The organism is Haloarchaeobius marinus (genome assembly GCF_051207415.1).
Taxonomy (GTDB): Archaea; Halobacteriota; Halobacteria; order Halobacteriales; family Natrialbaceae; genus Haloarchaeobius.
Genome location: NZ_JBPKGD010000007.1, coordinates 12,490 through 35,715, shown reverse-complemented (window position 1 = coordinate 35,715; position 23,226 = coordinate 12,490). Strand labels below are relative to the sequence as shown.

The 23,226-nt window shown below is 66.8% G+C and carries 27 protein-coding genes; 11 read left to right on the top strand and 16 right to left on the bottom strand.

The genetic code is table 11. The features are described 5' to 3' along the window. The first annotated feature begins 9 nt into the window (after window positions 1-9). Window positions 10-1,266, top strand: a complete 1,257-nt coding sequence (locus ACSC1W_RS19365) for a Glu/Leu/Phe/Val family dehydrogenase (RefSeq protein WP_435349353.1) — start codon at window positions 10-12, stop codon at window positions 1,264-1,266. An 18-nt stretch (window positions 1,267-1,284) separates the two neighbouring features. Here ACSC1W_RS19365 and ACSC1W_RS19360 read toward each other — a convergent pair whose 3' ends face one another. Further along, window positions 1,285-1,830 (bottom strand): GNAT family N-acetyltransferase, encoded by a 546-nt coding sequence (locus ACSC1W_RS19360; protein ID WP_435349351.1) that lies wholly within the window; start codon window positions 1,828-1,830, stop codon window positions 1,285-1,287. Between the two features lie 185 nt (window positions 1,831-2,015). On the opposite strand from ACSC1W_RS19360, the gene ACSC1W_RS19355 reads away from it, so the two are divergent. Then, entirely contained in the window at window positions 2,016-2,270 is a 255-nt protein-coding gene (locus ACSC1W_RS19355; protein WP_435349350.1) for a hypothetical protein, read from the top strand. Here ACSC1W_RS19355 and ACSC1W_RS19350 read toward each other — a convergent pair whose 3' ends face one another. Then, window positions 2,271-3,413, bottom strand: a complete 1,143-nt coding sequence (locus tag ACSC1W_RS19350; RefSeq protein ID WP_435349347.1) for an acyl-CoA dehydrogenase family protein — start codon at window positions 3,411-3,413, stop codon at window positions 2,271-2,273. A 143-nt stretch (window positions 3,414-3,556) separates the two neighbouring features. Here ACSC1W_RS19350 and ACSC1W_RS19345 point away from each other — a divergent pair, with 143 nt between their 5' ends. Both ACSC1W_RS19345 and ACSC1W_RS19340 read left to right on the top strand, forming a co-directional pair. Next, window positions 3,557-4,354 (top strand): RIO1 family regulatory kinase/ATPase domain-containing protein, encoded by a 798-nt coding sequence (locus ACSC1W_RS19345; protein WP_435349345.1) that lies wholly within the window; start codon window positions 3,557-3,559, stop codon window positions 4,352-4,354. A 161-nt stretch (window positions 4,355-4,515) separates the two neighbouring features. Next, window positions 4,516-6,051: an aldehyde dehydrogenase family protein gene (locus tag ACSC1W_RS19340; protein ID WP_435349344.1), complete on the top strand. Its 1,536-nt coding sequence runs from the start codon at window positions 4,516-4,518 to the stop codon at window positions 6,049-6,051. A gap of 352 nt (window positions 6,052-6,403) precedes the next feature. On the opposite strand, the gene ACSC1W_RS19335 is transcribed toward ACSC1W_RS19340, so the two are convergent. From ACSC1W_RS19335 to ACSC1W_RS19320, 4 genes are all read right to left on the bottom strand, one after another. Continuing rightward, a complete protein-coding gene (locus ACSC1W_RS19335) occupies window positions 6,404-7,213 on the bottom strand; it encodes a carbon-nitrogen family hydrolase (RefSeq protein WP_435349342.1) in 810 nt (269 codons plus the stop codon). Beyond that, window positions 7,210-7,644: an SRPBCC family protein gene (locus ACSC1W_RS19330; protein WP_435349340.1), complete on the bottom strand. Its 435-nt coding sequence runs from the start codon at window positions 7,642-7,644 to the stop codon at window positions 7,210-7,212. Before ACSC1W_RS19330 ends, ACSC1W_RS19335 begins: the two co-directional genes overlap by 4 nt. A gap of 45 nt (window positions 7,645-7,689) precedes the next feature. Beyond that, window positions 7,690-7,914 (bottom strand): DUF7123 family protein, encoded by a 225-nt coding sequence (locus ACSC1W_RS19325; protein WP_435349338.1) that lies wholly within the window; start codon window positions 7,912-7,914, stop codon window positions 7,690-7,692. Between the two features lie 92 nt (window positions 7,915-8,006). Beyond that, the gene (locus ACSC1W_RS19320) at window positions 8,007-8,222 is read right to left on the bottom strand and encodes a DUF7525 family protein (protein ID WP_435349336.1); all 216 of its coding nucleotides are present in this window, start codon (window positions 8,220-8,222) and stop codon (window positions 8,007-8,009) included. 147 nt (window positions 8,223-8,369) lie between these two features. On the opposite strand from ACSC1W_RS19320, the gene ACSC1W_RS19315 reads away from it, so the two are divergent. Together ACSC1W_RS19315 and ACSC1W_RS19310 are read left to right on the top strand one after the other, a co-directional pair. Beyond that, window positions 8,370-9,569, top strand: a complete 1,200-nt coding sequence (locus ACSC1W_RS19315) for an LEA/WHy family protein (protein ID WP_435349334.1) — start codon at window positions 8,370-8,372, stop codon at window positions 9,567-9,569. Window positions 9,570-9,614: 45 nt separating this feature from the next. Then, on the top strand, window positions 9,615-10,061 hold the full coding sequence (locus tag ACSC1W_RS19310) for a DUF7528 family protein (protein ID WP_435349536.1): 447 nt from the start codon (window positions 9,615-9,617) through the stop codon (window positions 10,059-10,061). Window positions 10,062-10,159: 98 nt separating this feature from the next. Here ACSC1W_RS19310 and ACSC1W_RS19305 read toward each other — a convergent pair whose 3' ends face one another. Together ACSC1W_RS19305 and ACSC1W_RS19300 are read right to left on the bottom strand one after the other, a co-directional pair. Next, a complete protein-coding gene (locus ACSC1W_RS19305) occupies window positions 10,160-11,191 on the bottom strand; it encodes a PhoU domain-containing protein (protein ID WP_435349332.1) in 1,032 nt (343 codons plus the stop codon). Between the two features lie 108 nt (window positions 11,192-11,299). Beyond that, on the bottom strand, window positions 11,300-12,364 hold the full coding sequence (locus tag ACSC1W_RS19300; protein WP_435349331.1) for an ATP-NAD kinase family protein: 1,065 nt from the start codon (window positions 12,362-12,364) through the stop codon (window positions 11,300-11,302). Window positions 12,365-12,729: 365 nt separating this feature from the next. Here ACSC1W_RS19300 and ACSC1W_RS19295 point away from each other — a divergent pair, with 365 nt between their 5' ends. Continuing rightward, window positions 12,730-13,866 carry a site-2 protease family protein gene (locus ACSC1W_RS19295; protein WP_435349329.1) on the top strand — a complete coding sequence of 379 codons (1,137 nt, stop codon included), beginning with the start codon at window positions 12,730-12,732 and terminating at the stop codon, window positions 13,864-13,866. 12 nt (window positions 13,867-13,878) lie between these two features. Here the strand turns inward: ACSC1W_RS19295 and ACSC1W_RS19290 are convergent, their stop codons facing one another. The 6 genes from ACSC1W_RS19290 to ACSC1W_RS19265 form a co-directional block, all read right to left on the bottom strand. After that, window positions 13,879-14,574, bottom strand: coding sequence for a competence/damage-inducible protein A (locus tag ACSC1W_RS19290; RefSeq protein ID WP_435349328.1), 696 nt, complete (start codon window positions 14,572-14,574; stop codon window positions 13,879-13,881). A 38-nt stretch (window positions 14,575-14,612) separates the two neighbouring features. After that, window positions 14,613-15,431 carry a DUF5803 family protein gene (locus tag ACSC1W_RS19285; protein ID WP_435349327.1) on the bottom strand — a complete coding sequence of 273 codons (819 nt, stop codon included), beginning with the start codon at window positions 15,429-15,431 and terminating at the stop codon, window positions 14,613-14,615. Window position 15,432: 1 nt separating this feature from the next. Further along, window positions 15,433-16,107 carry a DUF2110 family protein gene (locus ACSC1W_RS19280; RefSeq protein ID WP_435349326.1) on the bottom strand — a complete coding sequence of 225 codons (675 nt, stop codon included), beginning with the start codon at window positions 16,105-16,107 and terminating at the stop codon, window positions 15,433-15,435. Then, a complete protein-coding gene (locus ACSC1W_RS19275) occupies window positions 16,107-16,637 on the bottom strand; it encodes a transcription factor (protein WP_435349325.1) in 531 nt (176 codons plus the stop codon). The genes ACSC1W_RS19280 and ACSC1W_RS19275 overlap by 1 nt, the downstream gene beginning before the upstream one ends. Before the next feature lie 107 nt (window positions 16,638-16,744). Beyond that, window positions 16,745-17,803, bottom strand: a complete 1,059-nt coding sequence (gene nirK / locus ACSC1W_RS19270; protein ID WP_435349324.1) for a copper-containing nitrite reductase — start codon at window positions 17,801-17,803, stop codon at window positions 16,745-16,747. 187 nt (window positions 17,804-17,990) lie between these two features. After that, window positions 17,991-20,285 carry a nitric-oxide reductase large subunit gene (locus ACSC1W_RS19265; RefSeq protein ID WP_435349323.1) on the bottom strand — a complete coding sequence of 765 codons (2,295 nt, stop codon included), beginning with the start codon at window positions 20,283-20,285 and terminating at the stop codon, window positions 17,991-17,993. A 216-nt stretch (window positions 20,286-20,501) separates the two neighbouring features. Between ACSC1W_RS19265 and ACSC1W_RS19260 the strand changes: the two genes are divergently transcribed. Next, complete coding sequence (locus tag ACSC1W_RS19260; RefSeq protein WP_435349322.1) at window positions 20,502-21,041, top strand: halocyanin domain-containing protein; 540 nt, start codon at window positions 20,502-20,504, stop codon at window positions 21,039-21,041. Window positions 21,042-21,073: 32 nt separating this feature from the next. Here ACSC1W_RS19260 and ACSC1W_RS19255 read toward each other — a convergent pair whose 3' ends face one another. Continuing rightward, window positions 21,074-21,724: a helix-turn-helix domain-containing protein gene (locus ACSC1W_RS19255; protein ID WP_435349321.1), complete on the bottom strand. Its 651-nt coding sequence runs from the start codon at window positions 21,722-21,724 to the stop codon at window positions 21,074-21,076. 115 nt (window positions 21,725-21,839) lie between these two features. On the opposite strand from ACSC1W_RS19255, the gene ACSC1W_RS19250 reads away from it, so the two are divergent. Both ACSC1W_RS19250 and ACSC1W_RS19245 read left to right on the top strand, forming a co-directional pair. Next, on the top strand, window positions 21,840-22,067 hold the full coding sequence (locus tag ACSC1W_RS19250) for a DUF2249 domain-containing protein (RefSeq protein WP_435349320.1): 228 nt from the start codon (window positions 21,840-21,842) through the stop codon (window positions 22,065-22,067). Between the two features lie 201 nt (window positions 22,068-22,268). After that, a complete protein-coding gene (locus tag ACSC1W_RS19245) occupies window positions 22,269-22,502 on the top strand; it encodes a DUF2249 domain-containing protein (protein WP_435349319.1) in 234 nt (77 codons plus the stop codon). Between the two features lie 12 nt (window positions 22,503-22,514). On the opposite strand, the gene ACSC1W_RS19240 is transcribed toward ACSC1W_RS19245, so the two are convergent. Beyond that, window positions 22,515-22,769 (bottom strand): DUF2249 domain-containing protein, encoded by a 255-nt coding sequence (locus ACSC1W_RS19240; protein WP_435349318.1) that lies wholly within the window; start codon window positions 22,767-22,769, stop codon window positions 22,515-22,517. A gap of 113 nt (window positions 22,770-22,882) precedes the next feature. Between ACSC1W_RS19240 and ACSC1W_RS19235 the strand changes: the two genes are divergently transcribed. Continuing rightward, window positions 22,883-23,224: a CGCGG family putative rSAM-modified RiPP protein gene (locus tag ACSC1W_RS19235; RefSeq protein WP_435349317.1), complete on the top strand. Its 342-nt coding sequence runs from the start codon at window positions 22,883-22,885 to the stop codon at window positions 23,222-23,224. Window positions 23,225-23,226: the final 2 nt, after the last annotated feature.

Sequence of the window (23,226 nt, the reverse complement as noted above, 5' to 3'; positions counted from 1 at the left end):
TTTGGACTGATGACAGACGAGGCAAACCCGTTCGAGAGTCTCCAGGAGCAGATCGACGACGCGGCCGCGTACCTCGACGTCGGCGACGACGTGCTCGACCGACTCAAACACCCCGAGCGCGTCCTCGAGACGAACCTCACCATCGACATGGACGACGGGAGCATCGGCCGATTCAAGGCCTTCCGGTCGCAGTTCAACGGCGACCGCGGCCCGTACAAGGGGGGCATCCGGTACCACCCGGGCGTGACCCGCGACGAGGTGAAGGCACTCTCCGGCTGGATGGTCTACAAGTGCGCCACCGTCGGCATCCCCTACGGCGGCGGGAAGGGTGGCATCGTCGTCGACCCGTCCGAACACTCGGAGGGCGAACTCGAACGCCTCACCCGCTCGTTCGCGAAGGAACTCCGCCCGTTCGTCGGCGAGGACAGGGACATCCCCGCGCCCGACGTGAACACCGGCCAGCGCGAGATGAACTGGATCAAGGACACCTACGAGACGCTGGAGAACAAGACCGAACCCGGCGTCGTCACGGGCAAGGCCATCGAGTCCGGCGGGAGCGAGGGACGCGTCGAGGCGACCGGTCGCTCCACGATGCTCGCCGCACGCGAGGTGTTCGACTACCTCGGGCGCGACATCTCCGGTGCCACCGTCGCCGTCCAGGGCTACGGGAACGCCGGGTGGGTCGCGGCGAGACTCATCGACGAACTCGGTGCAGACGTCGTCGCCGTCTCCGACTCCTCCGGCGCCATCCACCGGGCCGACGGGTTCGACCCGGTTGCGGTCAAGGACTTCAAGCGCGAGACGGGGTCCGTGACCGGGTACGAGGACGCTGACGAGGAGTTCTCGAACCGGGACCTCCTGACGATGGACGTCGACCTCCTCGTCCCGGCGGCACTGGAGAACGCCATCGACGGGGACATCGCCGGGGACGTCCAGGCGGACGTCATCGTCGAGGCCGCCAACGGACCGCTCACGCCCGACGCGGACGACGTACTCACCGAGTCGGACGTGACCGTCGTACCGGACATCCTCGCCAACGCCGGCGGCGTCACCGTCTCGTACTTCGAGTGGGTCCAGAACCGACAGCGGTTCTACTGGTCCGAGGAGCGCGTCAACGACGAACTGGAGACCATCGTTGTCGACGCCTTCGACCGCATGACCGACGCTCACGAGTCCTACGACACCCCGAACCTGCGGACGGCCTGCTACGTCAACGCCATCCAGCGGGTCGTCGGTGCCTTCGAGGACGCCGGCAACTGGCCCTGAGGCTCGGCCGACCCCGCGTCAGGTAACCTGTTTTCCGTACCAGCGTTCGTCGTCAGTCTCCGCCAGTGCTGCGTAGCCGCGGCGCTCGTAGAACCGACACGCCTGGACCATCGACGTGTCGGTCCGGAGCACGGCGTAGTCGAACCCACGTTCGGCGGCGCGGGCCTCCAGCCGGCCCAGCAGCCCGGTGCCGACCCCCTCGCCCTGCAGGTCGGGCACGACCGCGACGCTCCGGATGCGACACGTCTCGTCCACGGTCGCGGGGAGCCACGACGGCGGGTCCGCTGACTCCTCGTGCACGTACGCGAACGGCTGGAACCCTCCGATGCCGACGACCGCCGGTTCGTCAACGTGGTCGCGCGTGGTCGTCGTCACGTCGGCGGCCCCTGCCTCGACGACGGTGAACCAGCCGCCCGGCTCGAAGAACTCGCGTTCGACGTGGCGGAGGTACCGGTTGTACTCGGGGTCGTAGTCCATCGCGGACGCGCGGAGCGCCCGGTCGTGGACGCGCCAGACGGGGTCGGTGTCGGGGGCGGCGAACCGCCTGACGACGAGGTCGTCCATGGTGGACGGTCCTCGGGCTGGCACGGAGAACTTTGTGGCGGCCGGGGCGTCGGTGTCGCGACGACCTGTCGCTCGGACTCGTCAGGCCCGTGGTCGTCTCCTCCAGTTCGCGTACCTCGTCGACCGCGTCGTCGGCCGAGTTGGCTCCGGAGGATTCTTGCCTCACGACCGGATACTGTCAACGGATGCCAGACTCCGACCGGTCGTTCACGGACTCGCTCACTGGGTTCTTCAAGGAGTACAACAACGTCTACGTCGTCGTCCTGTTCGGCTACGGGCTGATGGTGTTCCCGTGGCTGCGCGCGGAGGGGTTCTACGAGCTCGGCGTCGCGATCGGCGTCGTGCTGCTGGTCGGGATGGTGTTCGCGCTCCGGGCGAACGTCGAACGGGCGAAAGAACGGCTCGGTGGCGGTGACGAGCACGAACGGCGCGGGTTCTGACTACAGGCCGAGTTCGCGGCCGATGACGAGGTGCTGAATCTCGGACGTCCCCTCGCCGATCTCCATCAGCTTCGCGTCGCGGTAGAAGCGCTGTGGCGAGAAGTCCTCCGTGTACCCGTAGCCGCCGAGCACCTGCACCGCGTCCTCCGCGACCTTGCGGGCCGCCTCGGAGGCGTCGAGTTTCGCCAGCGAGGAGGACTTGGTGACGCTCTGGCCCTGGTCGTACTGCCACGCGGACTTGTGGGTGAGCAGGCGGGCGCGTTCGACCTGGCGCTCCATGTCGACGACCTTGTCGCGGATGGCGTCGAACTTCGAGATGGGCTGGCCGAACTGCTCGCGCTCCTTGCTGTACTCCCTCGCGGCCTCGTACGCGCCCTGGGCCAGTCCGGTCGAGATTGCGGCGATGGAGATGCGACCGCCGTCGAGGGTCTTCTTCGTCTGGTCCCAGCCGTCGCCCTCGTCGCCGAGGAGTCGGTCCTCGGGGACGCGGACGTCGTCCAGTTTTATCTCACAGGTCGGCGACGCGTTGAGGCCCATCTTGTCCCAGAGGGTCGTGACCTCGAACCCGTCGTCCGCCTCGGGGTCGACGATGAACGTCGAGATGCCGTCGTAGCCCTCGCCAGGACTCGTGACCGCCTTGACGAGGACGCTGCCCGCCTCGCTCGCGTTCGTGATGAACTGCTTGGTGCCGTCGATGACCCACTCGTCGCCGTCCTTCTCGGCGACGGTGTCCATGTCCGAGGCGTCGGAGCCGCTGCCCGGTTCGGTCAGCGCCCAGCCGCCGAGGTACTCGCCTGAGGCGAGGGGGGTGAGCCACCGTTCCTTCTGTTCGTCCGTCCCGAACAGCTCGATGGGTTTCGACGCCAGCGAGGTGTGTGCGACGTACGAGAGTGCGATAGACCCGGATACTCGGCCGAGTTCCTCCGCGACGACGGCGTACATGAGCGTGTCGCCGCCCAGACCGCCGTACTCCTCGGAGATGGGGACGCCCATCACGTCCAGCTCGGCGAGCTGGTCGAATATCTCCTCGGGGAAGCGGTGCTCGTTCTCTATCTCCTGTGCGATGGGTTCTATCTCCTCGTCGCAGAACCGACGCACCTCCTCCTGTATCATCCGGTGCTCGTCGGGCAGCGTGAAGTCCATACGCAAACCTTGCCGAGGGCGACAATAAAATTCTCGAAGAGCGCGCTGGTGCCGGGCCGAACGGCGACCCTCCGTACCGGGTGGCCACGGGCGTCGGGTTGTCCCCGACAAGAGTTTTGCCGGTCCGTCTCGTCTGGGGCCGTGTGCCTGTCCGGAACTGGGTCCGCGGGACGGTACCGTGGCCACGACTCGAACGCGTCGGTCGTGAGCTGGCGCGACGGACCGGGACGGACGCCGTCCGGATAGAGTTCCTAGACGCCGACAACTGGCTCTCGACGCCGTGCGTCGTCGACGAGCGCTGGTTCGTGAAGGTCGTCTCGCCCCAGAACGCGTTCGTCCACGCCGTGTTCACGGCGGGCCGGAACGTCGGGGCGGTCTCGTCAGGCAAGGCCGGCTTCTTCGACCCCATCGGGAGCCCCGGGGACATGGTCGCACACGAACTCGAAGCCACCCGACGGATGCGCGAGATCGGCGTGAACGCGCCGGAACCCGTCGAGGCGTTCGAGGTGGACGGCCTCGGCGTGCTCGTCGTGGAGTACCTGCCGGAGTTCCGGACGCTCTCCGAACTCGACGTCGACGAGACGACGGCGCTCGCACCGACGCTGTTCGAGATGCTGTTCACCCTCCACGAGAACGGACTCGCCCACGGCGACCTCCGGGAGGAGAACGTCCTCGTCGTCGACGGGGACCCGTACTTCATCGACGCGACCGCGGTCCGACCGGGGAGGCTGGCGGCCGCCCGCGCGTACGACCTCGCCTGTGCACTGGCGGTGCTCGAACCGGTCGTCGGTGCCCGGACGGCGGTCGAGGCCGCGTCCGGGGTCTACCCGGCGGCCGACCTGCTGGGGGCGCTCTCGTTCCTCGACTTCGTGAACATCCGCCCCGACCACGACTTCGACACGGTGCAGGTCCGGGGCGAACTGGAGAAAGCTACCGGCTGAACGACCCCTCGTACAGACAGCTCTGCGGGTCGACGGGGCCGGAGGACGGGGTACCCTGTGTCGGGAACACGGAACGACCGGTACCGCCGTTCCCCGACAGCGTAGACCGACACATAGCAGGCTTTTTGACCGGTGCTTGCGAAATTTTTGCCTGAACTAGCATGAGTCAGCAGGCCACCGATACCTACCAGCACTACATCGCAGGCGAGTGGACCGACGGGCACGGAGACGAGACGTTCGACAGCGAGAACCCGGCGACGGGCGAGACGCTCGGGACGTTCCAGCGTGGCACACCGGCGGACGTACGCGACGCACTCGAAGCCGCCGACGAGGCGGCCGAGATGTGGCAGGACATGTCCCACATCGACCGCGCGGAGTACCTCTGGGACATCTACCACGAACTCCGCGAGCGCACCGACGAACTCGGCGAGGTCGTCACGAAGGAGTGCGGCAAGGAGATAAGCGAGGGCAAGGCCGACGTGGTCGAGGCCGCACACATGGTCGAGTGGGCCGCCGGCGACGCACGGCACCCGAAGGGCGACGTGGTCCCCTCCGAGATTCCGAGCAAGGACGCCTACATGCGCCGCAAGCCCCGCGGTGTCGTTGGTTGCATCACCCCGTGGAACTTCCCGGTCGCCATCCCGTTCTGGCACATGGCCGTCGCGCTCGTCGAGGGCAACACCGTCGTCTTCAAGCCGGCCGAGCAGACGCCGTGGTGTGCCCAGATCATCGCCGAGATGTTCGTCGACGCCGGCATCCCGGACGGCGTGTTCAACCTGGTGCAGGGCTTCGGCGACGCCGGCGCGGAACTCGTCGAGGACGACCGCACCGACACCGTGCTGTTCACCGGGAGCGCCGAGGTCGGCCACGAGGTCGCGAGCAAGGTCGGCGGTACGCCCGGCAAACTCGCCGCCTGCGAGATGGGTGGGAAGAACGGCATCGTCATCACCGAGGAGGCGGACCTCGACGTCGCCGTCCACTCCGCCGTGATGTCGAGCTTCAAGACGACCGGCCAGCGCTGTGTCTCCTCCGAGCGCCTCATCGTCCACGAGGACGTCTACGACGAGTTCAAGGAGCGCTTCGTCGACGTGGTCGAGGACATCTCCGTCGGCGACCCCCTCGACGAGAACACCTTCATGGGCCCGGCCATCGAGCCCGACCACGTCGAGAAGATTCGTCGCCACAACGAACTCGCCCGCGACGAGGGCGCGACCGTCCTCGTCGACCGGTTCGAACTCGACGACGACGAGATTCCGGCGGGCCACGAGGACGGCCACTGGGTCGGCCCCTTCGTCTACGAGATCGACTACGACACCGAACTGCGCTGCATCAAGGAGGAGTGCTTCGGCCCCCACGTCGCCCTGCTGAAGTACTCGGGCGACATCGAGGAGGCCGTCGACATCCACAACGACACGCCGTACGGCCTCGCCGGCGCCATCATCTCCGAGAACTACCGGCAGATAAACTACTACCGGGACAACGCCGAGGTCGGCCTCGCCTACGGTAACCTGCCCTGTATCGGTGCCGAGGTCCAGTTGCCCTTCGGCGGCATCAAGAAGTCCGGGAACGGTTACCCGTCGGCACGCGAGGTCATCGAGGCCGTCACCGAGCGCACGGCGTGGACCCTCAACAACTCGAAGGAGATCGAGATGGCCCAGGGCCTGAGCGCCGACATCAAGACGTCCGGCGACGACTGAGGAGCGAACCGCACGGTCGACGCTATCGTCTTTCTTCGGATACCGTCTCGAGTACGGGTAGTGCCCTCGTAGAACCGTGAGCGACCGCCGCGAGGCGGCCCGCGAGGGACAGGAGTGCGGGCCGGTCGCGAACGAGCGTTCCGGTGTGAAGCGACGGTTGCGCCGCTTCGGGCAAGGTAGAGGCGAGATGTCCGTTCCGTGCTAGGCTCCTAGGTAGCCCCACGGAACGGAGTTGTGGGCGCGGGCGTAGGTGCGACGGGCGCTATGCCGGAGTCGACGTGAAAAGCGTCTTACCGGCATTACCCGGTTAGTCGTGCTCACTGATAAAGGCCGCGGCTTCGGAAAGGTACGCTTACCGCCGGTCTCTCAGCGCGGGGAACTCCTCCCTGACGCGCTCTACCTCCGCTGGGTCGACGTCGGCGAACACGAGGTCCGGTCGGTCGTCGGTCGTCGCCACGGGCGTCCCCCACGGGTCGAAGACGGTGGACCGGCCGAGCAACGTCGTCCCCTCGAACTCGCCGCTCCCGTTGATGGTCGCCACGTAGGAGAGGTTCTCGATGGCCCGCGCACGCGGGAGCGTCTTCCAGTGTTCGACGCGGGGGTACGGCCACGCGCTGGGGACGAGGACCATCGTCGCGCCCGCCTCCTGGAACGTCCGGTAGAGTTCGGGGAAGCGCAGGTCGTAACACGTCGTTACGGCGACGGTGAAGCCGCCGAGTTCGACGACCGGGAGTCGCTCACCGGGCACGAGCAGTTCCGATTCGGCGGAGTCGTAGCCGAACAGGTGGTGTTTCCGGTAGACCAGTCGACGCTCGCCGTCGGCGTCGAAGAGGACGGCCGTGTTCGCCAGTCCTTCGCCGGCGGGCGCCGGCAGGTCACCCGCCTCCCGGGTCACCGCGAGGTCCTCGACGATGGTCCCAGCGAGGACGGCGACGTCGTTCTCGGCGGCGGCCCCGGAGAGTCTGGTGAGCGTCTCGCCGCCGAGTCCCTCCGAGGCACGCTGGTACACCTCGAACGCGAAGTACCCGACGTTGAACAGTTCGGGGAGTGCGACCAGGTCGGCACCCCGGTCCGCGGCCGTCTCGACGGCTTCGACGGCACGGTCGACGTTGTGGTCGACCGCACCCTCCTCGACGTGTATCTGGGCCAGTGCGAGTCTCATGCCGGTAGTTCGAGGTACTCCCGAAGCGCTCGTTCGATGTTGTCGAGTTCGTCGTCGAGGTGGCGCCTGAAGAAGCGTTCGACGCCTGGTAGTTTCCCGTCGACCACGAACCGGTTCGTGAGTTCGCAGCCGTCGTCGGTCTCCGTTATCTCGTGTTCGCCGGTGACCGTCATCACCTTCGACCGGCCGACGAAGCGGACGTACTCGGGTTCGCGCCGTTCGACGTCGCGGGTTCGGACGGCGATGGTCCGTCGGATCACCGGAATCGGGAGTTCGACGTGCCACGTCGCGGTTCTGCCCTCCTCGTCGGCGAGTTCGAACCGGTCCACCACGCTTATCGGCCGGGCGCGGAGTTCTGGGTCCGCGATGAACGTCCAGACGCGCTCGGGGGGGACTGGGAACTCGAACGTTCGTTCGACCCGGACTGTCATTGGGATACCTGGGTGCTATGCTCGTAAAAACGCAGTGGAATGAGGTTAGCTGAACGTCACTCGCCACGTCGTCGAGCGGGACCGTCCCCACTTCTCGATGTCGACCTCTTCGGATTTCTCGGAGAGTTCGGGGAGACGCGACCCGACCTGCTTCGACGAGAGGTCGATCGCGTCGGCGATGTTCTTCGCTCGGAAGTACTGCTGGCCCTTCGAGACGCTGTCTCGGAGGTAGGCGAGTATCCGTTGCTCCTCGTCGGAGTAGTCGCTCATCGTCTACCCTACAGTACGGGTCTCACGCTAATAACGATTGTCGCTCCGGCGGACGACTCCGGTCTATCGACGGCGCGTCGGTAGGAGGAGCCTTACCGGTCGAACCACTGCAGCGAGAAGACGGCGAGCATGGCGAAGACGACGGCACCGGCGAACGCGAAGCTTCCTGCGGCCTGTGCGCCCGAGTTCCCACCGAGGTACTGCAGGCCGAACGCCGCCAGCGCGACTGCGCTCAGGACCGTTGCGATGGCGAAGATGGCCGCGAGTCCGATGGCCTTGTCCGACGACCCACTGGTTGTTTCGGTCATGTGCGCGACTATCCGGGGCAGGGTCTTAATTCTTTCAAGCCTCCGTCGACGGCGGTTCCCCGCGTCGACGAGCGGTCGGGTGGCGTCGGCGCACCCACGCACTTGGCTCGTGGACTTATTACCCCTCGTCCGCTCCGTTACACCGACATGGCTGACGGTACAGACCGGTCCCTGGACGAGTGGTTCGAGACGGCGAAGACGGTGCTGTTCGGGAGCAACCTGCGGATCACCGGCGTCGCGGCGGTCTCGATGGCCGGCCTCGTCGCCTCGGCGTATCTCCTCGGCGTCGTCGGCGTCCCCGCCGTGACAGACACGACGAACCGGTTCGGGCCGACCAACCAGTCGACCACCGTCATCGAGACGGAACTCGACGTTCGCAACCCGAACCCGGTCGACACCGGGTTCCTCGACGCCTCCGCGGAGTACGAGGTGTCGCTGAACGACATCACCATGGCGAGCGGTGAGACGGGGTCGCTGACGCTGCGGCCGGGCGTGTCGACGGTGAACGCACGGAGCGACCTCGACAACGAGAAGATACCCCTGTGGTGGGCGAGCCACGTCCGGAACGACGAACGGACCCGGATGCAGATAGACGCGAGCATCGAGTCGGGACTCCTCGGGCGGTCGGTCTCGGTCCCCCAGGAGCGTACCATCTCGACGGACATCCTCTCCTCGTTCAACTCGACCGAGACCCGGCCGGTGAACGCGAGTCGCCCACTCGTGTCGGACCCCGTGCTGTACGTCAACGAGACGGCCGCCCAGTGGGGCGAGGTGACGAACGAGTCGACACCCATCGTGCTCGACTTCTACGTCTACAACCCGAAGTCCTACGACATCCCGGTCTCGCAACTGGACTACCAGGTGTTCATGAACGACGTCACCGTCGGGGAGGGGACGAACGACAGGGGGTACCTCCTCGAGGCGGGGGAACTGACCCACGTCCGGACGGTGACGACCATCGACAACTCGAACCTCGACGAGTGGTGGGTGAGCCACCTCCAGAACGACCAGGTGACCGACTTGCGCATCGAGTTCGGCGCGACGGTCGAGCTCGCCGGGACGAGCCTCCAGATTCCCCTCGACCAGTTCACCTACACCGAAACCATCGAGACGGACATCTTCGGCACGAAGAACGGAACCGCCGGTGACGGCGACGCCGGAACTGCCGACGGGTCGGACGCCGGAACCGACGCCCCGACCACCGACGACGCAGCGACGACCACCGACGACGCAGCGACGACCACCGGCGACGACGGAATCCTCGGGGGCGACGACGGCGGAGTACTGGCGATTCGTGACGCCGGCGACACGTTTATTGTATCGGCCGCCCCACCTTCGGTCACATGACACGGAGTACCCAGTCTCCTGGTCGAGTTCTCCGACGGTAACGAGATTTCCGTCGAATCAGACTGCGAATCGATCGTCGTTTCTATCGGTGAATCCGAACGGACCCTGACGCGCCGCGAAGCGGTCGCGCTGCAGTCCGAGATCGGAGACGCACTGGTCGAACGTCGTGACTTCTTCCGGACGGCCGGCGTCCACCGCGAGGACGGGTCGTACGAGGTGACGCGGCGCGGCGCCGACTCGACGGGCAACGCGAAGGTCTTCGACAGCTTCACCGAGGTCAGGCGGCTGTACGACAGACTGCCCCCCGAGTTCGGTGCCGAAGCCGTCGGTCGAACCGGTATCACCGGGTCGCGCCGACACATGCTCGTGCGTCACTTCGCCGAACACCCAGCGTTCGACTGTGACATCGTCAGTCGGAGTCCGTTGTCGGTCGAGAAGACGGACGCGGACCCGACACCCGGCGACTGCTCGGCGGAGGCGACCGCGGACTGAGTCGCACCCGTCCATCGTCACCCGACCGCGAGTGGCATCGCTACCGGGCGTGAACGCGGCGAGAACGAGAGGAGAGACCGGCCGTCGCGGCCGCGGCGTCAGTTTATCGTCGTGTGCTCGGACTCCTCGTTGAGCGCCAGGTTGACCGCTATCTCGGCGTTCCGCATCGCGTACTGGGCGGTCTGTTGCAGGCTGACGAGGACCTCACGGACCTGCAGGAGGTCCTGGTTCTCCATCTCGGGCAGGTCGTCGAGTATCTCGCGCTCCCGGTCGCTTATCTCGTGGAACAGGCGACGGACCTCGATGGTCATGTCGTAGTTCCGCTCGACAGCGGCCTCGACGGCCAGTGCGGTTATCTCGTCGACCTTCTCGGTGAACTCGCGGATGCGACGCATCGTCCCCTGGTCGACGTTGAGCGTGTGGTTCTCGGATTCGAGGACGATGTCGGCGATGTCCTCCGCGTTGTCGGCGGTGAGTTCGAGGTTCTTCGCGATGGACCGGTAGCCGACGAGGGGGAAGCCCTCCTCCAGTCCGACCGCACGGGCGAGGTTGGGGTTCTGGTAGGCGGTGAAGATGAGTCGGAGCATGAGGACGAATATCTTGTTCGCCTGCCGTTCCCGGTTGAGCGCACGCTGTGCCAGGTCGGGGTTGCCGTGTGCGAGCGCCTTGATGGCCTCGCCGCGCATGGTCGACCCGGTCGACTCCAGCCGTTCGAGCAGGTTGTCGAGCGTGAAGTCCTCGGGGTCGACCGAACAGCGGATGGCGATGCTCTCCGGCGTCTCCTCGATGACGCCGAGACCCATCAGTTGAGTCTCGGCCTTGTAGACGGCGTTGATGTGCTCGGAGGGGAGCGTCCCGCCCTCGTGGACGACGCGGATGACCCGTCGACCGAGGACGTACTGGGCGACGATGGCGCGTTCGACGGCGTCGGCGTCCAGGTTGTCCGCGTGGATGATGGCCTCGGACTCCTCGGTGTTCGCTGACTCGGGGAGGACCGTCAGCGTTCCCTTGCCGCCCATGCGCAGCGACACTTCGTCCCCCTTCTCCACGTTCTGCTCTTTCGCCCACTCCGCCGGCAACGTCATCGCGAGCGTGGACGGACCCAGCCGTTGCACCTTGCGCGTTTCCATGCACCTCAGTAACCATGGGGATACCTTATATTTGTCTGTATTGGGGTTATATCTGGTAGTACTGAATAATATCTCCCTGTACTGGGGCGGTTTCGGCTGTGTACCCGGTCAGACGACCTTCAGCAGGCGGTGTTCGTACTTCCCGACCCGGACCTTCTGCCAGCCACGGAGGGATTCGTCGACCGACTCGTCGTCGGTGTCGACCCGGAGGACGCCGATGTCGTCGAGTTTCCGCTTCGAGGCGACGACCGCCACCTCGGAACGGCGGATTACCTCGGGGGATATCTGGTGGTTCCCCCGACCGAAGATGAAGCCCTGTCCACCGATGGGCGAGACGACGATGACGTTCCGGTCGCCGAGCGCGTCGAGTATCTCCGCCTCGGAGGCGTCCGCGACGACGACCTCCCCGTCGCGCCAGACGTCGACCCCGAGAGGAGACGGTTCGAACCCGAGTGCGCGCTTTATCGCGCCGACGGTACTGCCGGGGGCGAGGACGTACGTCGTCCCCGGTTCGACCTCCTCGGCGAACCCCTCGGCGAGCGACTCGACGGTGCCGCCACCGACCTGCTTCGAGGACTGGACGGTCGGGGCGACCGGGACGGAGACGACGGCGTGCAACTCGGTCCTGACCTCGCCCGCCCGGTAGGCCGCCTCGTCGATGTCGTTGACCTCGCGGTCCTCGACGTGGTCGAAGGTGGCGGCGACGTGACCGGCGTCGACCGGCGTCACGCCGAAGACGGACGAGTAAATCTTCACGCCCGCCGGGACGCCGAGAATCGGCACGTCCGGGTCGAGCGACTGGACGGTCTCCGCGACGTCGACTGCGGTTCCGTCGCCGCCGACGAACAGGACGAGGTCGACGCCGCGCTCGACGAACTCGGTGACGGCCTCCCGGGTGTCGGCGGCGGCCGTCTCCGGTCCTGGAGTGGTGACGACCACCGGGTCGAACCCGGCCTCGCGGGCTTCGTCGGCCCCCATCACGCCACCGGCGGCGAGCAGTTCGACGTCCTCGACGGCGTCCGAAGCGAGGACTCGAAGCGCCTCGGCCGCCCGGTCCGGGGCCCGTGGCTCGGCCCCCCGTTCGCGTGCCTCGTCGACCATCCCGTCGGTCCCTTTGAGTCCGACCCGACCACCCATACCGGCGATGGGATTGACGACGACCCCGATTCGCATACCCGCTCTTGGACTGTCCCGAGGAAAAAGGACCCGTTTCCGTGACCGCGACGGGTCGCCCCCGACAGCGAGAGTGCGGTCGGGCGGCAGGTCGCCCGGAGGATGTCAACGTTTAAGCTACCGGGGGCGCAAGCGCGGGACATGAGTCTCGTCCTTCAGAGCGGCAACGCGCTTCCGTTTCCGGGAACCGGCTGGGTCGTCCTCGTCGCCAGCCTCCTGTTGACCGCAGGCTGGTTGCTCCACATCTACACGAGATAGGTCGACCCGACTCGCGGGGTCACGGGCCGGACGGTCGGTCCAGGTGGGTGGCGGAACCGGCCGTTCCGTCATGGCTACTTTTGGTGCTCTCCGTGAAACTAGTAGCCATGCGAAAGTTCACGGTCGCGAGCATCTGGGGGATTCCGATACGCATCAGCGTCTCGCTCGTCGTGTTCCTTCCCCTACTCGCGTGGCTCATCGGGAGCGGACAGCAGATTCCCCTCTACGCCGACCTGATCCAGCAACTCAGCGGCGTCGACCTCGACAGGGCCGTACTCCGTGCCGGTCTGACCCCGTGGGTCATCGGCGTCCTGGCCGCGGTCGGCCTGTTCGTCAGCGTCACGATTCACGAACTCGGCCACTCGTGGGTCGCACGTCGCTACGGACTGGAGATAGAGTCGATTACGCTCTGGATACTCGGGGGCATCGCCGCGTTCACCTCGCTCCCCCGCGAGTGGAACCGCGAGTTCTGGATCGCTATCGCGGGTCCGACCACGAGCATCCTCGTCGGTGGCGTCTGCTGGGCCGCGTTGCTGGTCCTGCCGGGGACGCTCACCGTCGTCCAGTTCGTCCTCGGGTGGCTGGCGATAGTGAACGTGATACTCGCCCTGTTCAACCTCCTGCCCGCGTTCCCGATGGACGGCGGGCGCGTCCTCCGGGCACTGCTCGCCCGGCGGCGCCCGTACGCCAGCGCCACTCGCATCGCGGCACGGATCGGCGTCGTCTTCGCGCTCGTCTTCGCCATACTGGGGGTCATCGGGTTCAACGTCATCCTGCTCTTGCTGGCCGTGTTCATCTACGGTGCGGCCACGACGGAATCGAAGACCGTCCTCATGGACGAACTCCTCGAGGGCATCACCGTCGGCGACATCATGACCACCGACCCACACACCGTCTCGACGGACACGACGGTGGCCGAGTTCGGCGACCGGATGCTCCGGGAGCGACAGACCGTCTATCCGGTGACCGACAGGATAGGTGAGATAGTCGGTATCGTCACACTGAACGACCTCAAGCAGACGAAACGCGAGGAGCGCGAGACGAAGACGGTCGGGACACTGCTACGGGACGTTCCCCGGGTCGACGCGAGTGCCGACGCCTTCGACACGCTGGTCCACCTCGGGCAGGCGAAGTCGCCCACCGCGCTCGTCGTCGACGGAGATAGCGTCGTCGGCGTCGTCTCGGAGGCCGACTACGCACGTGCGTTCACCATCCAGCGCGGGTTCGAGGCGACGCCGATGTGAGCAGCCGTCGACCTAGCGCTCGCGGGGGGACTCGACGCGGTCTGCCAGCCACCGTGCCGCCTCCTCGACCGTCTCCTCGTCGGGTCCCGATATCTTCACCGAGACCGTCTCCCCGGGATAGCTCCCGACGGTCACGTCGTAGCGCTCCCGGAGGTCCGCGAACCGACCGACCAGCGACGACTCGGGTTCGGCCACCTCGACGACCCGGACGTGGCGGACCGTCCCGGTGAACTCGGGTGCGACCTGTTCGAACATGGCCTTCATCTCCTCCGGGACGCCCGGGAGGACGTAGACCGACTCGACGACGCACCCCGGCGCGACGCCCACCTCGTTGTGCAGGACGCGACACCCGGCAGGCAGGTGGGTCGTGCCAGGTGCGAGGTCCGTCTCCGAGTAGCCGCCGCGGTCGGTCAACCACGCCTCTGCTTCGGGGTTTGCCTCGACGGCCCGACCGACGGCCGCGGCGACCCCTTCCATCGTCAGGTCGTCGTGCGTGGGGCCCAGTCCGCCGGTGACGACGACGGCGTCGTAGGCCGCCCGGGCCTCGTTGACCTCCTGTGCGATGTCTCCCACCCGGTCGGGGACGGTCAGGACCCGTTCGACCGTCGCACCGCGGTCCGTGAGTCGACGGCAGAGCCACGTCGCGTTCGTGTTCTCGGTGTCGCCACTCAGGAGTTCGTCACCCACGGTCACGACGGCTACGCGCATGTGTCGAGCATGGGTCGGCGTGGACAAAAAACGAGCGCCTAGCCCTCGCCCGGCGGTCCGTTCCCGCCGTCGGGGCCGGTTCCGAGTTCCTCGCGTAACTCGGTCAACTCGCGGATGCGGGACCAGTAGTAGGCCGTCCCGCCGATGGCGACGAGCGAGAACAGCGCGAACGCGCCGGTGAAGATGTAGTAATCGCGTTCGAGGTAGTACTTCACCGTGATGGTCGAGGTGACCTCGTCCCACTGCAGGTGGACGCGATTGTCGTCGTCGACGTACTTCTCGTCGGGCGCGGGGACGACCTGCCCGAACAGGAAGAACTCCGTCCGGAACCCGGCGGGGAGGACGACCTCGTAGGACCCCTCCATGTGGTTCCAGAGGCGGAACGTCTTCGGTTCGGTCGGACCGGTGAACGCGAGCGTCCCGTTGACGGTCTCGCCGTCGCCGACGTCCGGGAAGACGATGTGGGTCCTGAAGTTGGTCTTGTAGACCTGCAGTTCCGACCCGTTCACGGTCGTCCCGTTGGGGTATCGCCACCGGAGCGCCGAGATGTCGACGGGGTTGTCGTTGCTGATGCCACGCGTCCACACCTCGAACTCGTCCCTGGAGGAGTTGTTGATGTGGTAGACGGCGTGGTACGACGACCCGGTGACGTTGACGAACACGTCGGTCGTCTCGTTCGTCTCGACGGGCGTCGGCGTGCCGTTCTCGACGGTCCAGTTCGGCACCTCGTCCCAGCCGTACGTGGCCTCCTCGTCGAGGGCCTCGTCCGAGATGCTGTCGTCGAAGAAGCCGAGACAGCCGGCGCTGGCGACGAGGAGGACGAGCAGACCGAAGCCGAGTGCCAGTCGCCGATTCATGTCACGGGACGACGCATTTCAGTTCGGACGGGAGGTGCCCGCCCACGCTCGCGAGCAATCCAGGCGGGTCGGTCCCCTCGCGACAGACGACGGACTGTTCGAGCAGGCCGAGTCGTTCGACGGTGACGATGTCCTGGGCGTGGCCGGCGCGGTTGACGGTCGCCCGCACCTCGCCCCGGGTGGCGCTGTTGACGTTCACCCGGCCGGTGCCACGGGTCCACTCGTACAGGCGGTCGCGTTCCTCGTCCGCCAGCCGGGAGGGCTCGTCGTCGCCGCCGTAGACGAACCGCATCGGGAGGTGCTGGACCAGCCCGAACCGGTCGCGTATCTGGCCGGGCGTCCCCGGGCCGAGGCCGATGTGGTCGGCTGGAATCCGAACCGGCTGGCCGGCGTCGAGGACGAAGCCCTCGTCGTCCCACGAGTCGAGCGTGCCGACGTAGGCCTCGCCTGCCTCCAGTTGTGGCAGTACCTCGCCGAAGGTCTCGGCGAGCACGTTGCGGGCGGCGACCTCGTCGGGTCCCTCGACGGTCACCGTCGGAAAGTCGTCGTGTCGGACCCCGATGTCGTACTCGACGTCGAGTTCGCCGATCTCGTTGTCGACCAGCGCACGGAGGGCGTCGAGCGCGCGTTCGCGGGCGTCGCCCTCCACGTAGAGCTTTGTTGCGAGTACGACCATTATGCTCCGACGTCGGCGTCGACGTTGAGTTCGTCGCGGAGTTCCGATATCCGCTTCTCCATCGCGGTGACCAGCATCTCGTTGTCCATCGACTCCAGCGGGGAGCCACACTCGGGACACTCGAAGCCGAAGTCCATCGCCTCGCCGAACTCGAAGCGGATGGAACAGACCTCACAGAGGTAGAACTCGTGGTTGCGTTCGTACTCGTTGCGGTCACCGAGCGCGTCGAGCAGTCGATACATCTCCTCCTCCAGGTTCTCCGGGATGTTCTCGTACTTGAACGTCCAGAGGTAGGTGAGCCACCCCGAGTCCTCGTCGCGGAGCCGTCGGTACGACGCCAGGTCGTTCTCGTACAGGATGAACAGGGCCCGGCGCACGTCGTTGAGCTCCAGGTCCAGTTCCTCGGAGAGTTCCTCGTCGGTCACTTCGCCGTCCGGGGGCGCCGCGGCGACCGGCATCCCCTTCGGACCGACCAGCTCGTGGAGGTACTTTTGGATGACGGGGTCTTCCAGGAGCTCCTCAAAAGCCATTGGTGTAAACGGGGGCGTTCATGCGTTTAAAAGTACCGCTCCGCACTCGTGTGGGGGGTCGAGAACGGGACGAGTGGAACGCAACGCGGGTCGGCACTCCCTCGTCGTCAGGGGTCGGGGTCGAAGATGGTCGGTTCCGGGGAGCCGTTCACCTGGAGGACGCCCATCGTGCCTTTGCGGGCGACCCTGGTGATGGCGTGGTCGACCAGTTTGACGGGACCGGGGACCGGCGTGTCTATCTCGGCGCAGGCGACAGTGCCGGGTGCGACGGGCGCGGTCTCGACGTACTGCTCGGGGTCGTTCGCGAGCGCCCCGTCCCTGTAGAAGTCGGCCCAGACGTTGCCGATGGCGTGCCAGGAACTCGTCAGGTTCGGGCCACCGTTGGCCATGAAGATGCGGACGCGTTCCCCTTTCTCGACCTCGACCGGGCCGTAGCCGTTGCCCGTGAACGCGTACGCCTCGCCGTTGTAGACGACGTAGGTCGGTTCCTCGTTCCGCATCGCCTCGAAGTCGAATCCGTGGTGGCCCTCCTCGCCCGCGTCACCGTCGGTGTATATCTCGTGCTGGCCGAAGAACAGTTCCCGGTCGACGGGCGGGAGGCCGTCTTCGGGTTCGACGAGGATGGCACCGAACATCCCGGCGCTGATGTGCTGGTCCAGGTTCGGAACTGCACAGTGGTAGATGTGGACGCCGGGGTAGAGCAGTTTGAACTCGATGGTGGCGCTCTCGCCCGGGGCGATGGTCGTGTCCTCTGCCCCGCCACCCGGGCCGTAGACGGCGTGGAAGTCGACGTTGTGTGGCATCGCGTTGTCGTCCGGACTCGTCAGCGTGAGGGCGACCGTGTCGCCCCGACGGACCCGGATCATGGGACCGGGCACCCGTCCGTCGAACGTCATGAAGTCGAACGTCACCCCGGGTTCTATCTCTGCGGTCTCCTCCGTGACCGTCAGTTCGACCTCGTGCCGTCGCGGTTCGTCCCAGTCGACCGGGTCGGGGACGTCCGTCGGGTCGGCCGCGATGCGGTCGACGGTCGTCCGGACCTGGTTGGTCGCCGTCGGACTCGCGGTCGTCCCGGGCGAGTCGTCGCCCATGGTGCAGCCAGCGAGCGATGCCGCACCACCGAGTCCGAGTGCCTGTACGACGCGCCGACGCGTGGTTTCTAACATCGTTGGTCACCCACAGGTACACCTCGCCGTGGTACCCACATCAACCAATCAGTCGGTTTTCACGTCCCTGCAACCGCACCGAATACGTTCGGCCGGAACAGGTCCCCACAGACGTCGTGCAGGAGACGGGGGAGTCGAACTGTCGACGGGAGAAGTCGATACCGCGACCGAGAACGACGACCGGACCTCAGTCGTCGTCCTCGGCGAGCACCCTGTTCGGAACGGAGTAGGGGCGGTCGTCGTCGCTGATGGACACGTCCCGCAGCGAGAACCGCTTTCGAAGCACGTCGTAGGTGAACACGACGGTCCCGAGGATGAGCAAGGTGTCGCCCGGCAGTCGCGCCCAGAACAGCAACTGGACGACGTCGCTCTCGTAGAATGCCAGGCTCCGGGCGAACGCGTAGCCCTCGGTGAACGCCGCGTCCAGCTGGAGGAAGCCGACGGGCAGGACGGAGACGAACACCATCACCGCCAGCCCGACGTTCCACAGCCAGAACGCCCACCGCAGGCGTCGTCCGACCCACTCGCCGGGCGCAGTCGATAGCCGGAGCATGTAGGTCGCCATGCCGAGCGCGAGGAAGCCGAACGCGCCGAACATCGCGGCGTGGGCGTGACCCACCGTCAGGTAGGTCCCGTGCTCGTAGTAGTTGATGAGCGGGAGGTTGATGAAGAACCCGAGCACGCCGGCGCCGACGAAGTTCCAGACGCCGCTGGCCACGATGAACATGAACGGGAGGGTGTACGGGAAGTCCTCGCCGGCCGTCGCGAGCGCGCGGTACTCGTTGATGGCCTCGAAGAGGATGAGCACCAGCGGGATGAGTTCGAGCGTCGAGAAGACCGTCCCGAGAGGCACCCAGACGTCCGGTTGGCCGACCCACCAGTAGTGGTGCGAGACGCCGATGACGCCGGTCCCCATGACGAACAGGGCCTCGAACACGACCGCTTTCTCGGCCGACCGCTTCCGGAGCAGGCCCATCGAGACGAGCGTGAGGGCGACCACGGCGACGATGAAGAACTCGAACGCGCCCTCGACCCACATGTGGACGACCCACCAGCGCCAGAACTCGGTCATCACGATGTTCGTCTGGGGCGTGTAGAGCATCCCGGAGACGAACAGCAGGCCGATGGAACCGCCGGCGTAGAGTATCATGTGCGCGAGGCCGTAGCGCGGTTCGCGGTCGAGCATCGGTCTGAAGCCACGGGCGACCAGCACCGTCCAGATGGCGAAGCCGGCGAGCAGGCCGAACTGCCAGAGTCGGCCGACCTCCAGGTACTCCAGCCCCTCGTTGCCGATGATCCACCAGAGGCCGCCGTCGATGTAGCCCTGTGCGCCCAGCCAGACGCCGCCGAGGCCGCCGACCGCGGCGACGACGAGCGCGCCGAGCAGGACGTGGATGTACGTCCGCTGCCGGTCGGGTTCGTGCCCGGTCAGGAGCGCCGGGAGGAACAGGCCGGCGCCGAGCCACAGCGTGGCGATCCAGAGGATACCGAGGTCGAGGTGGAAGGTCTTGGCCATCGAGAACGGGAGCAGACTCACGATGTCCACGCCGAGCAGTTCGCCCAGGCCGAAGAAGCCGTCCCGCTCGACGTAGTAGTGCGCCAGCAGCCCCCCGAGCAAGACCTGCGCGAGGAACAGTAGTGCGGCGACCGGGATGAATCGCGTCGCCGCCCGCTGGCTCGGGTGCAGGTCGACCTCTGCGGGGTCGGGTATCTCGATGTCGCTCACCCGCGGTTCGGGGAGTTCGACCGACTTGTAGAGCAGGACGCCGACGCCGGCACCGGCGACGAGCAACACCATGCTGATGCTGCTCCATATCATCGCGCCGCCGGTGGGCGTGTTACCGGACCCCGGGGCGTAGGGCCACTCGTTGGTGAACGACGCCTCGCCGCCGGGCCGGTCGGTGTGGGAGATCCACGCCGTCCAGAGAGCGAAGTCGGCGAAGCGACGCGCCTCGGCTTCGGAGTCGATGGTATCGGCCGGCACGCCGCGTTCGGCGCTCCCCTCGTGGTAGCGCTCGACGTACACGTCGCGTACCTGCTGGTGTGCGTACAGTTCGGCGTCGGAGTACCGGATGCGGTCGTCGACCTCGCCGTCGTCGAGGTCGGCCCGCACGCGACTGTCGACGGCGGCCTGCTCCTCCGCGGAGAGGCTCTCGTACCCGTCGCCGTACCGTTCCTCGGCGTAGTACTCGCGCATGAACTCGGTCTTCAGCGCGAGGGCGTCGGCGGTGAAGTCGACGCCGTAGTACGCGCCGTTACCCAGTATCGAACCGTGGTTCATCAGGCCGTTCTGCTGGAACACCGTCTTCCCCTCGCGGACCTGCTCGTCGGTCACGACGGACTCGCCGTCCGGTCCGACGACGTCCCTCGGAATCGGCGGGGTGTGCTCGTACGAGTAGAGCGCACCCGCACCCATCACGAGGAGGTTGAACACGAACACGACCACGAGCAACTTCGCGAGCGTCTGTCTTCGTACCTCCATACGTGCGGTGGTCGGACCGTGGACCACTTGTATCGACGACGCGGTTCTCTCTCGCCGGGACGCTGGTCGAACATGTTCCCACGACGAAGGAGGCGACGGGCGGGCCAGGCCTCACGACGAGACTGTCGTACGGCGGACGAACACGTTCGGGCGGGTTCCCGGTCGACTGGAATCTGAGAGACGTATATCCCGGCCTCGTGGCAATCTCAGCCTGTGATGCCACGAGATACGAAACTCGACCGGCGAACGTTCCTCACGACCACCGCGGCCGCGGCGGCACTGTCGACCGTCGCCGGGTGCCTCGGGGAGAGCAGTGTCGGTGAGAACACCAACGACGCGGACGACGCGTCGAACCCGGCCACCACTGGTGACGACCAGAGTGATGCCGATGCCGGCGACGACGAGAGCGCCCCCGACTTCGGCGGCTGGTTCGACAACGTCGGCAACTTCGACGGGGTGGTGGACCACACCGGCGAGTCGGAGGTGACCGTCGAAGTAGGCGCACAGGGCAACGGCGGCGCGTTCGCGTTCGGTCCGGCCGCCGTCCGGGTCGACGCGGGGACCACCGTCGTCTGGGAGTGGACGGGTGACGGCGGGAGCCACAACGTCTCCGCCAGCGACGGCGGGTTCGAGAGCGACCTCGTCGGCGACTCCGGCTACACGTTCGAGCAGACGTTCGACAGCGCGGGGACGGTCAAGTACGTCTGCACGCCCCACGAGGGTCTCGGGATGAAGGGTGCCGTCGTCGTCGAGTAACGCCCTCTCTGCCGCGGTTCTCCGACCAGAACTCACTCCCGGACAAGCACGTCCTCGTCGACTCCCTCGACGAACTCCTTGACGACGGCCTCCTCCGCACGGTGGAGGGTCTCCGAGGCGGTCGACTTCGCCATGTCCAGCGTCTCGGCGAGTTCTGTCAGCGAGCAGTCTCTCGGGGTGTCGTAGTAGCCGTGGTCGACGGCGGCGACGACCAGGCGCAACTGGCTGTCGGTCAGGAGTCGCTCCGGTTCGACGCGCTGGCGCACCTGCTCTACGGTGTACGGGATTCCGAAGGCGTCGAACTGGTCCGCGAGCGCCGAGAGTCGGTGCTGTGGCGCGGTCACCTCCCACTCCGACTGCCCGTCGTTGATGGTGAAGGGCATCTCGAGCGGGACGCCCGACCCCTGGACGGGGAGCAACAGCAGGGGCGTCGTCGTCTCGAACTGTATCAGCGCCCGCCCCTCGTCGGCCTGGAGTATCTCCAGTTCGGTGACGTCGTCGTCGGTCTCGATGTCGGCCAGCACCGGCGGGAGGTCCGTCGCGATGACCTCGGCGAGACCGACGCCCGACCCGTCGTCGGTGAGCGCCGCCAGGATGCGGAACCGGGCGTCCGTGTGCGTCCGCGAGACCTCCCCGATCCAGACCCCGTCCGGGATGGTGAGGGTGAGTTCTGCTCGTGGCATCGTGTCTACCTGTGAGTCTAGGCGCTCGGTCCCAATCAGTGTTCCCGAACATGTTCGGACGGCGTCGAACATCATCGGCGGAACGACCACACCGCCGCGCACCGAACGGACGTCCATGAACTCGGACCACGAGAGACGCGTCCTGGACGTTCGAGAGGTCGAGGGCGAGCCGTTCGGTCACATCGTCGACGCGCTGTCGGCCCTGGGCGACGGGGAGCGACTGGTGCTCGTCAACAGTTTCGAACCGGTGCCCCTCTACTCGGTACTCGACCGTCGCGGGTTCGACCACGAGACGACCCGGGTCGACGAGGACGAGTGGCACGTCGAGATAGTGCCGGTCTGACGCGGCTGTCGTCGAACCGACGAGTCGGGCCACCGTCGCGTCCGGCGACCGGACGACGAGAGTGGCACCTGCGAGTATCTCGTCCGCGTCCGCGTCCGCGTCCGCGTCCGCGTCGAGTAGACGCGGGTCAGCACCGCCCATGGAGGCGGGCGAACGTGTTCGGGCCAAGGTCCACGCTCCCGACGCGGGTACCTTCACCCGATGCCAGAGAACCAGCTAGACGTGCGGGAGATTCCGCCACGGGAACGACACCCGAAGATACACGACGCCTTCGAGGAACTGGACCCCGGCGAGGCACTGACGCTCGTCAACGACCACGACCCGAAACCGCTGTTCTACGAGTTCGAGGCCGAGGTGGACGCGTTCGACGCCGACGGGTACACCGTCGACCAGGTGTCGGCCGACGAGTTCGTCGCGACGCTCCCGAAGAAGTAGGTCGCTGGCGTCTCACCGCCAGACCGCGGTGACCACGCCCGCGTCGGTCTCCGTGGTGTCGTACTCGACTCCCCTGTCGTCGAGTCTCGGGTAGAGGTGCTGGGGCGCACGGTCGTTCACCTGCACCAGCACCGTCGCTCCGAGGTCGGGCACCCGTTCGAGCGTCCGCCGCAGGGGTTCGGGCGGCGGGAGGTCGCGCGCGTCGAGCAGTTCGCAGGGTCGGTCCGACGGGGCGTCGGTCGCGTCTCGAAGGGATTCGGCGTCCATACGTTACGAAGGACGTGCGTCGACAGGGGGATGACGCCGAACACGTTCGCCCGGCGCGTCGCGTGAACATGTTCGGGAGTCCCACTTCGGGCCTGTAGACCCGAGGTTCGGACATGACGAGCGTCTCGCACGACGACGCGGAACCGGTCGCCGATGGGAAACACGACGCCTCCTGGTCCGTCAACCTGGAGACGCCGGCGTACGCCGACGACCCGGGCCGGGTCGTCGATGACGCGCTGACGGCCGTCGCCGAGACCAGGGTGGGCTACCACGTGAACCTCGTCACCCATGGCGACTGCGGCCATCCGGAGACGTACCTGTTCGACGCCTTGGACGAGGCCCTGGGCGACGGGGTCCGGTACGAGTACGTCGAGCAGTGCGGATGCGGCGGGCACGTCACCCGCGTCCACGTCGAGTCGGAACGGGCGGACGAGCGGGCAGGCGACGAGGTGTGACG

Bases quoted from the DNA above. Each gene is read 5' to 3' on its own strand.
- nirK (WP_435349324.1), bottom strand. From the start codon at position 17,803: ATGTTAGAAACCACGCGTCGGCGCGTCGTACAGGCACTCGGACTCGGT.
- ACSC1W_RS19295 (WP_435349329.1), top strand. From the start codon at position 12,730: ATGCGAAAGTTCACGGTCGCGAGCATCTGGGGGATTCCGATACGCATC.
- ACSC1W_RS19350 (WP_435349347.1), bottom strand. From the start codon at position 3,413: ATGGACTTCACGCTGCCCGACGAGCACCGGATGATACAGGAGGAGGTG.
- ACSC1W_RS19315 (WP_435349334.1), top strand. From the start codon at position 8,370: ATGGCTGACGGTACAGACCGGTCCCTGGACGAGTGGTTCGAGACGGCG.
- ACSC1W_RS19355 (WP_435349350.1), top strand. From the start codon at position 2,016: ATGCCAGACTCCGACCGGTCGTTCACGGACTCGCTCACTGGGTTCTTC.
- ACSC1W_RS19365 (WP_435349353.1), top strand. From the start codon at position 10: ATGACAGACGAGGCAAACCCGTTCGAGAGTCTCCAGGAGCAGATCGAC.
- ACSC1W_RS19235 (WP_435349317.1), top strand. From the start codon at position 22,883: ATGACGAGCGTCTCGCACGACGACGCGGAACCGGTCGCCGATGGGAAA.
- ACSC1W_RS19300 (WP_435349331.1), bottom strand. From the start codon at position 12,364: ATGCGAATCGGGGTCGTCGTCAATCCCATCGCCGGTATGGGTGGTCGG.
- ACSC1W_RS19285 (WP_435349327.1), bottom strand. From the start codon at position 15,431: ATGAATCGGCGACTGGCACTCGGCTTCGGTCTGCTCGTCCTCCTCGTC.
- ACSC1W_RS19340 (WP_435349344.1), top strand. From the start codon at position 4,516: ATGAGTCAGCAGGCCACCGATACCTACCAGCACTACATCGCAGGCGAG.
- ACSC1W_RS19360 (WP_435349351.1), bottom strand. From the start codon at position 1,830: ATGGACGACCTCGTCGTCAGGCGGTTCGCCGCCCCCGACACCGACCCC.
- ACSC1W_RS19245 (WP_435349319.1), top strand. From the start codon at position 22,269: ATGCCAGAGAACCAGCTAGACGTGCGGGAGATTCCGCCACGGGAACGA.
- ACSC1W_RS19240 (WP_435349318.1), bottom strand. From the start codon at position 22,769: ATGGACGCCGAATCCCTTCGAGACGCGACCGACGCCCCGTCGGACCGA.
- ACSC1W_RS19330 (WP_435349340.1), bottom strand. From the start codon at position 7,644: ATGACAGTCCGGGTCGAACGAACGTTCGAGTTCCCAGTCCCCCCCGAG.
- ACSC1W_RS19265 (WP_435349323.1), bottom strand. From the start codon at position 20,285: ATGGAGGTACGAAGACAGACGCTCGCGAAGTTGCTCGTGGTCGTGTTC.
- ACSC1W_RS19275 (WP_435349325.1), bottom strand. From the start codon at position 16,637: ATGGCTTTTGAGGAGCTCCTGGAAGACCCCGTCATCCAAAAGTACCTC.
- ACSC1W_RS19290 (WP_435349328.1), bottom strand. From the start codon at position 14,574: ATGCGCGTAGCCGTCGTGACCGTGGGTGACGAACTCCTGAGTGGCGAC.
- ACSC1W_RS19335 (WP_435349342.1), bottom strand. From the start codon at position 7,213: ATGAGACTCGCACTGGCCCAGATACACGTCGAGGAGGGTGCGGTCGAC.
- ACSC1W_RS19260 (WP_435349322.1), top strand. From the start codon at position 20,502: ATGCCACGAGATACGAAACTCGACCGGCGAACGTTCCTCACGACCACC.
- ACSC1W_RS19325 (WP_435349338.1), bottom strand. From the start codon at position 7,914: ATGAGCGACTACTCCGACGAGGAGCAACGGATACTCGCCTACCTCCGA.
- ACSC1W_RS19305 (WP_435349332.1), bottom strand. From the start codon at position 11,191: ATGGAAACGCGCAAGGTGCAACGGCTGGGTCCGTCCACGCTCGCGATG.
- ACSC1W_RS19280 (WP_435349326.1), bottom strand. From the start codon at position 16,107: ATGGTCGTACTCGCAACAAAGCTCTACGTGGAGGGCGACGCCCGCGAA.
- ACSC1W_RS19250 (WP_435349320.1), top strand. From the start codon at position 21,840: ATGAACTCGGACCACGAGAGACGCGTCCTGGACGTTCGAGAGGTCGAG.
- ACSC1W_RS19320 (WP_435349336.1), bottom strand. From the start codon at position 8,222: ATGACCGAAACAACCAGTGGGTCGTCGGACAAGGCCATCGGACTCGCG.
- ACSC1W_RS19255 (WP_435349321.1), bottom strand. From the start codon at position 21,724: ATGCCACGAGCAGAACTCACCCTCACCATCCCGGACGGGGTCTGGATC.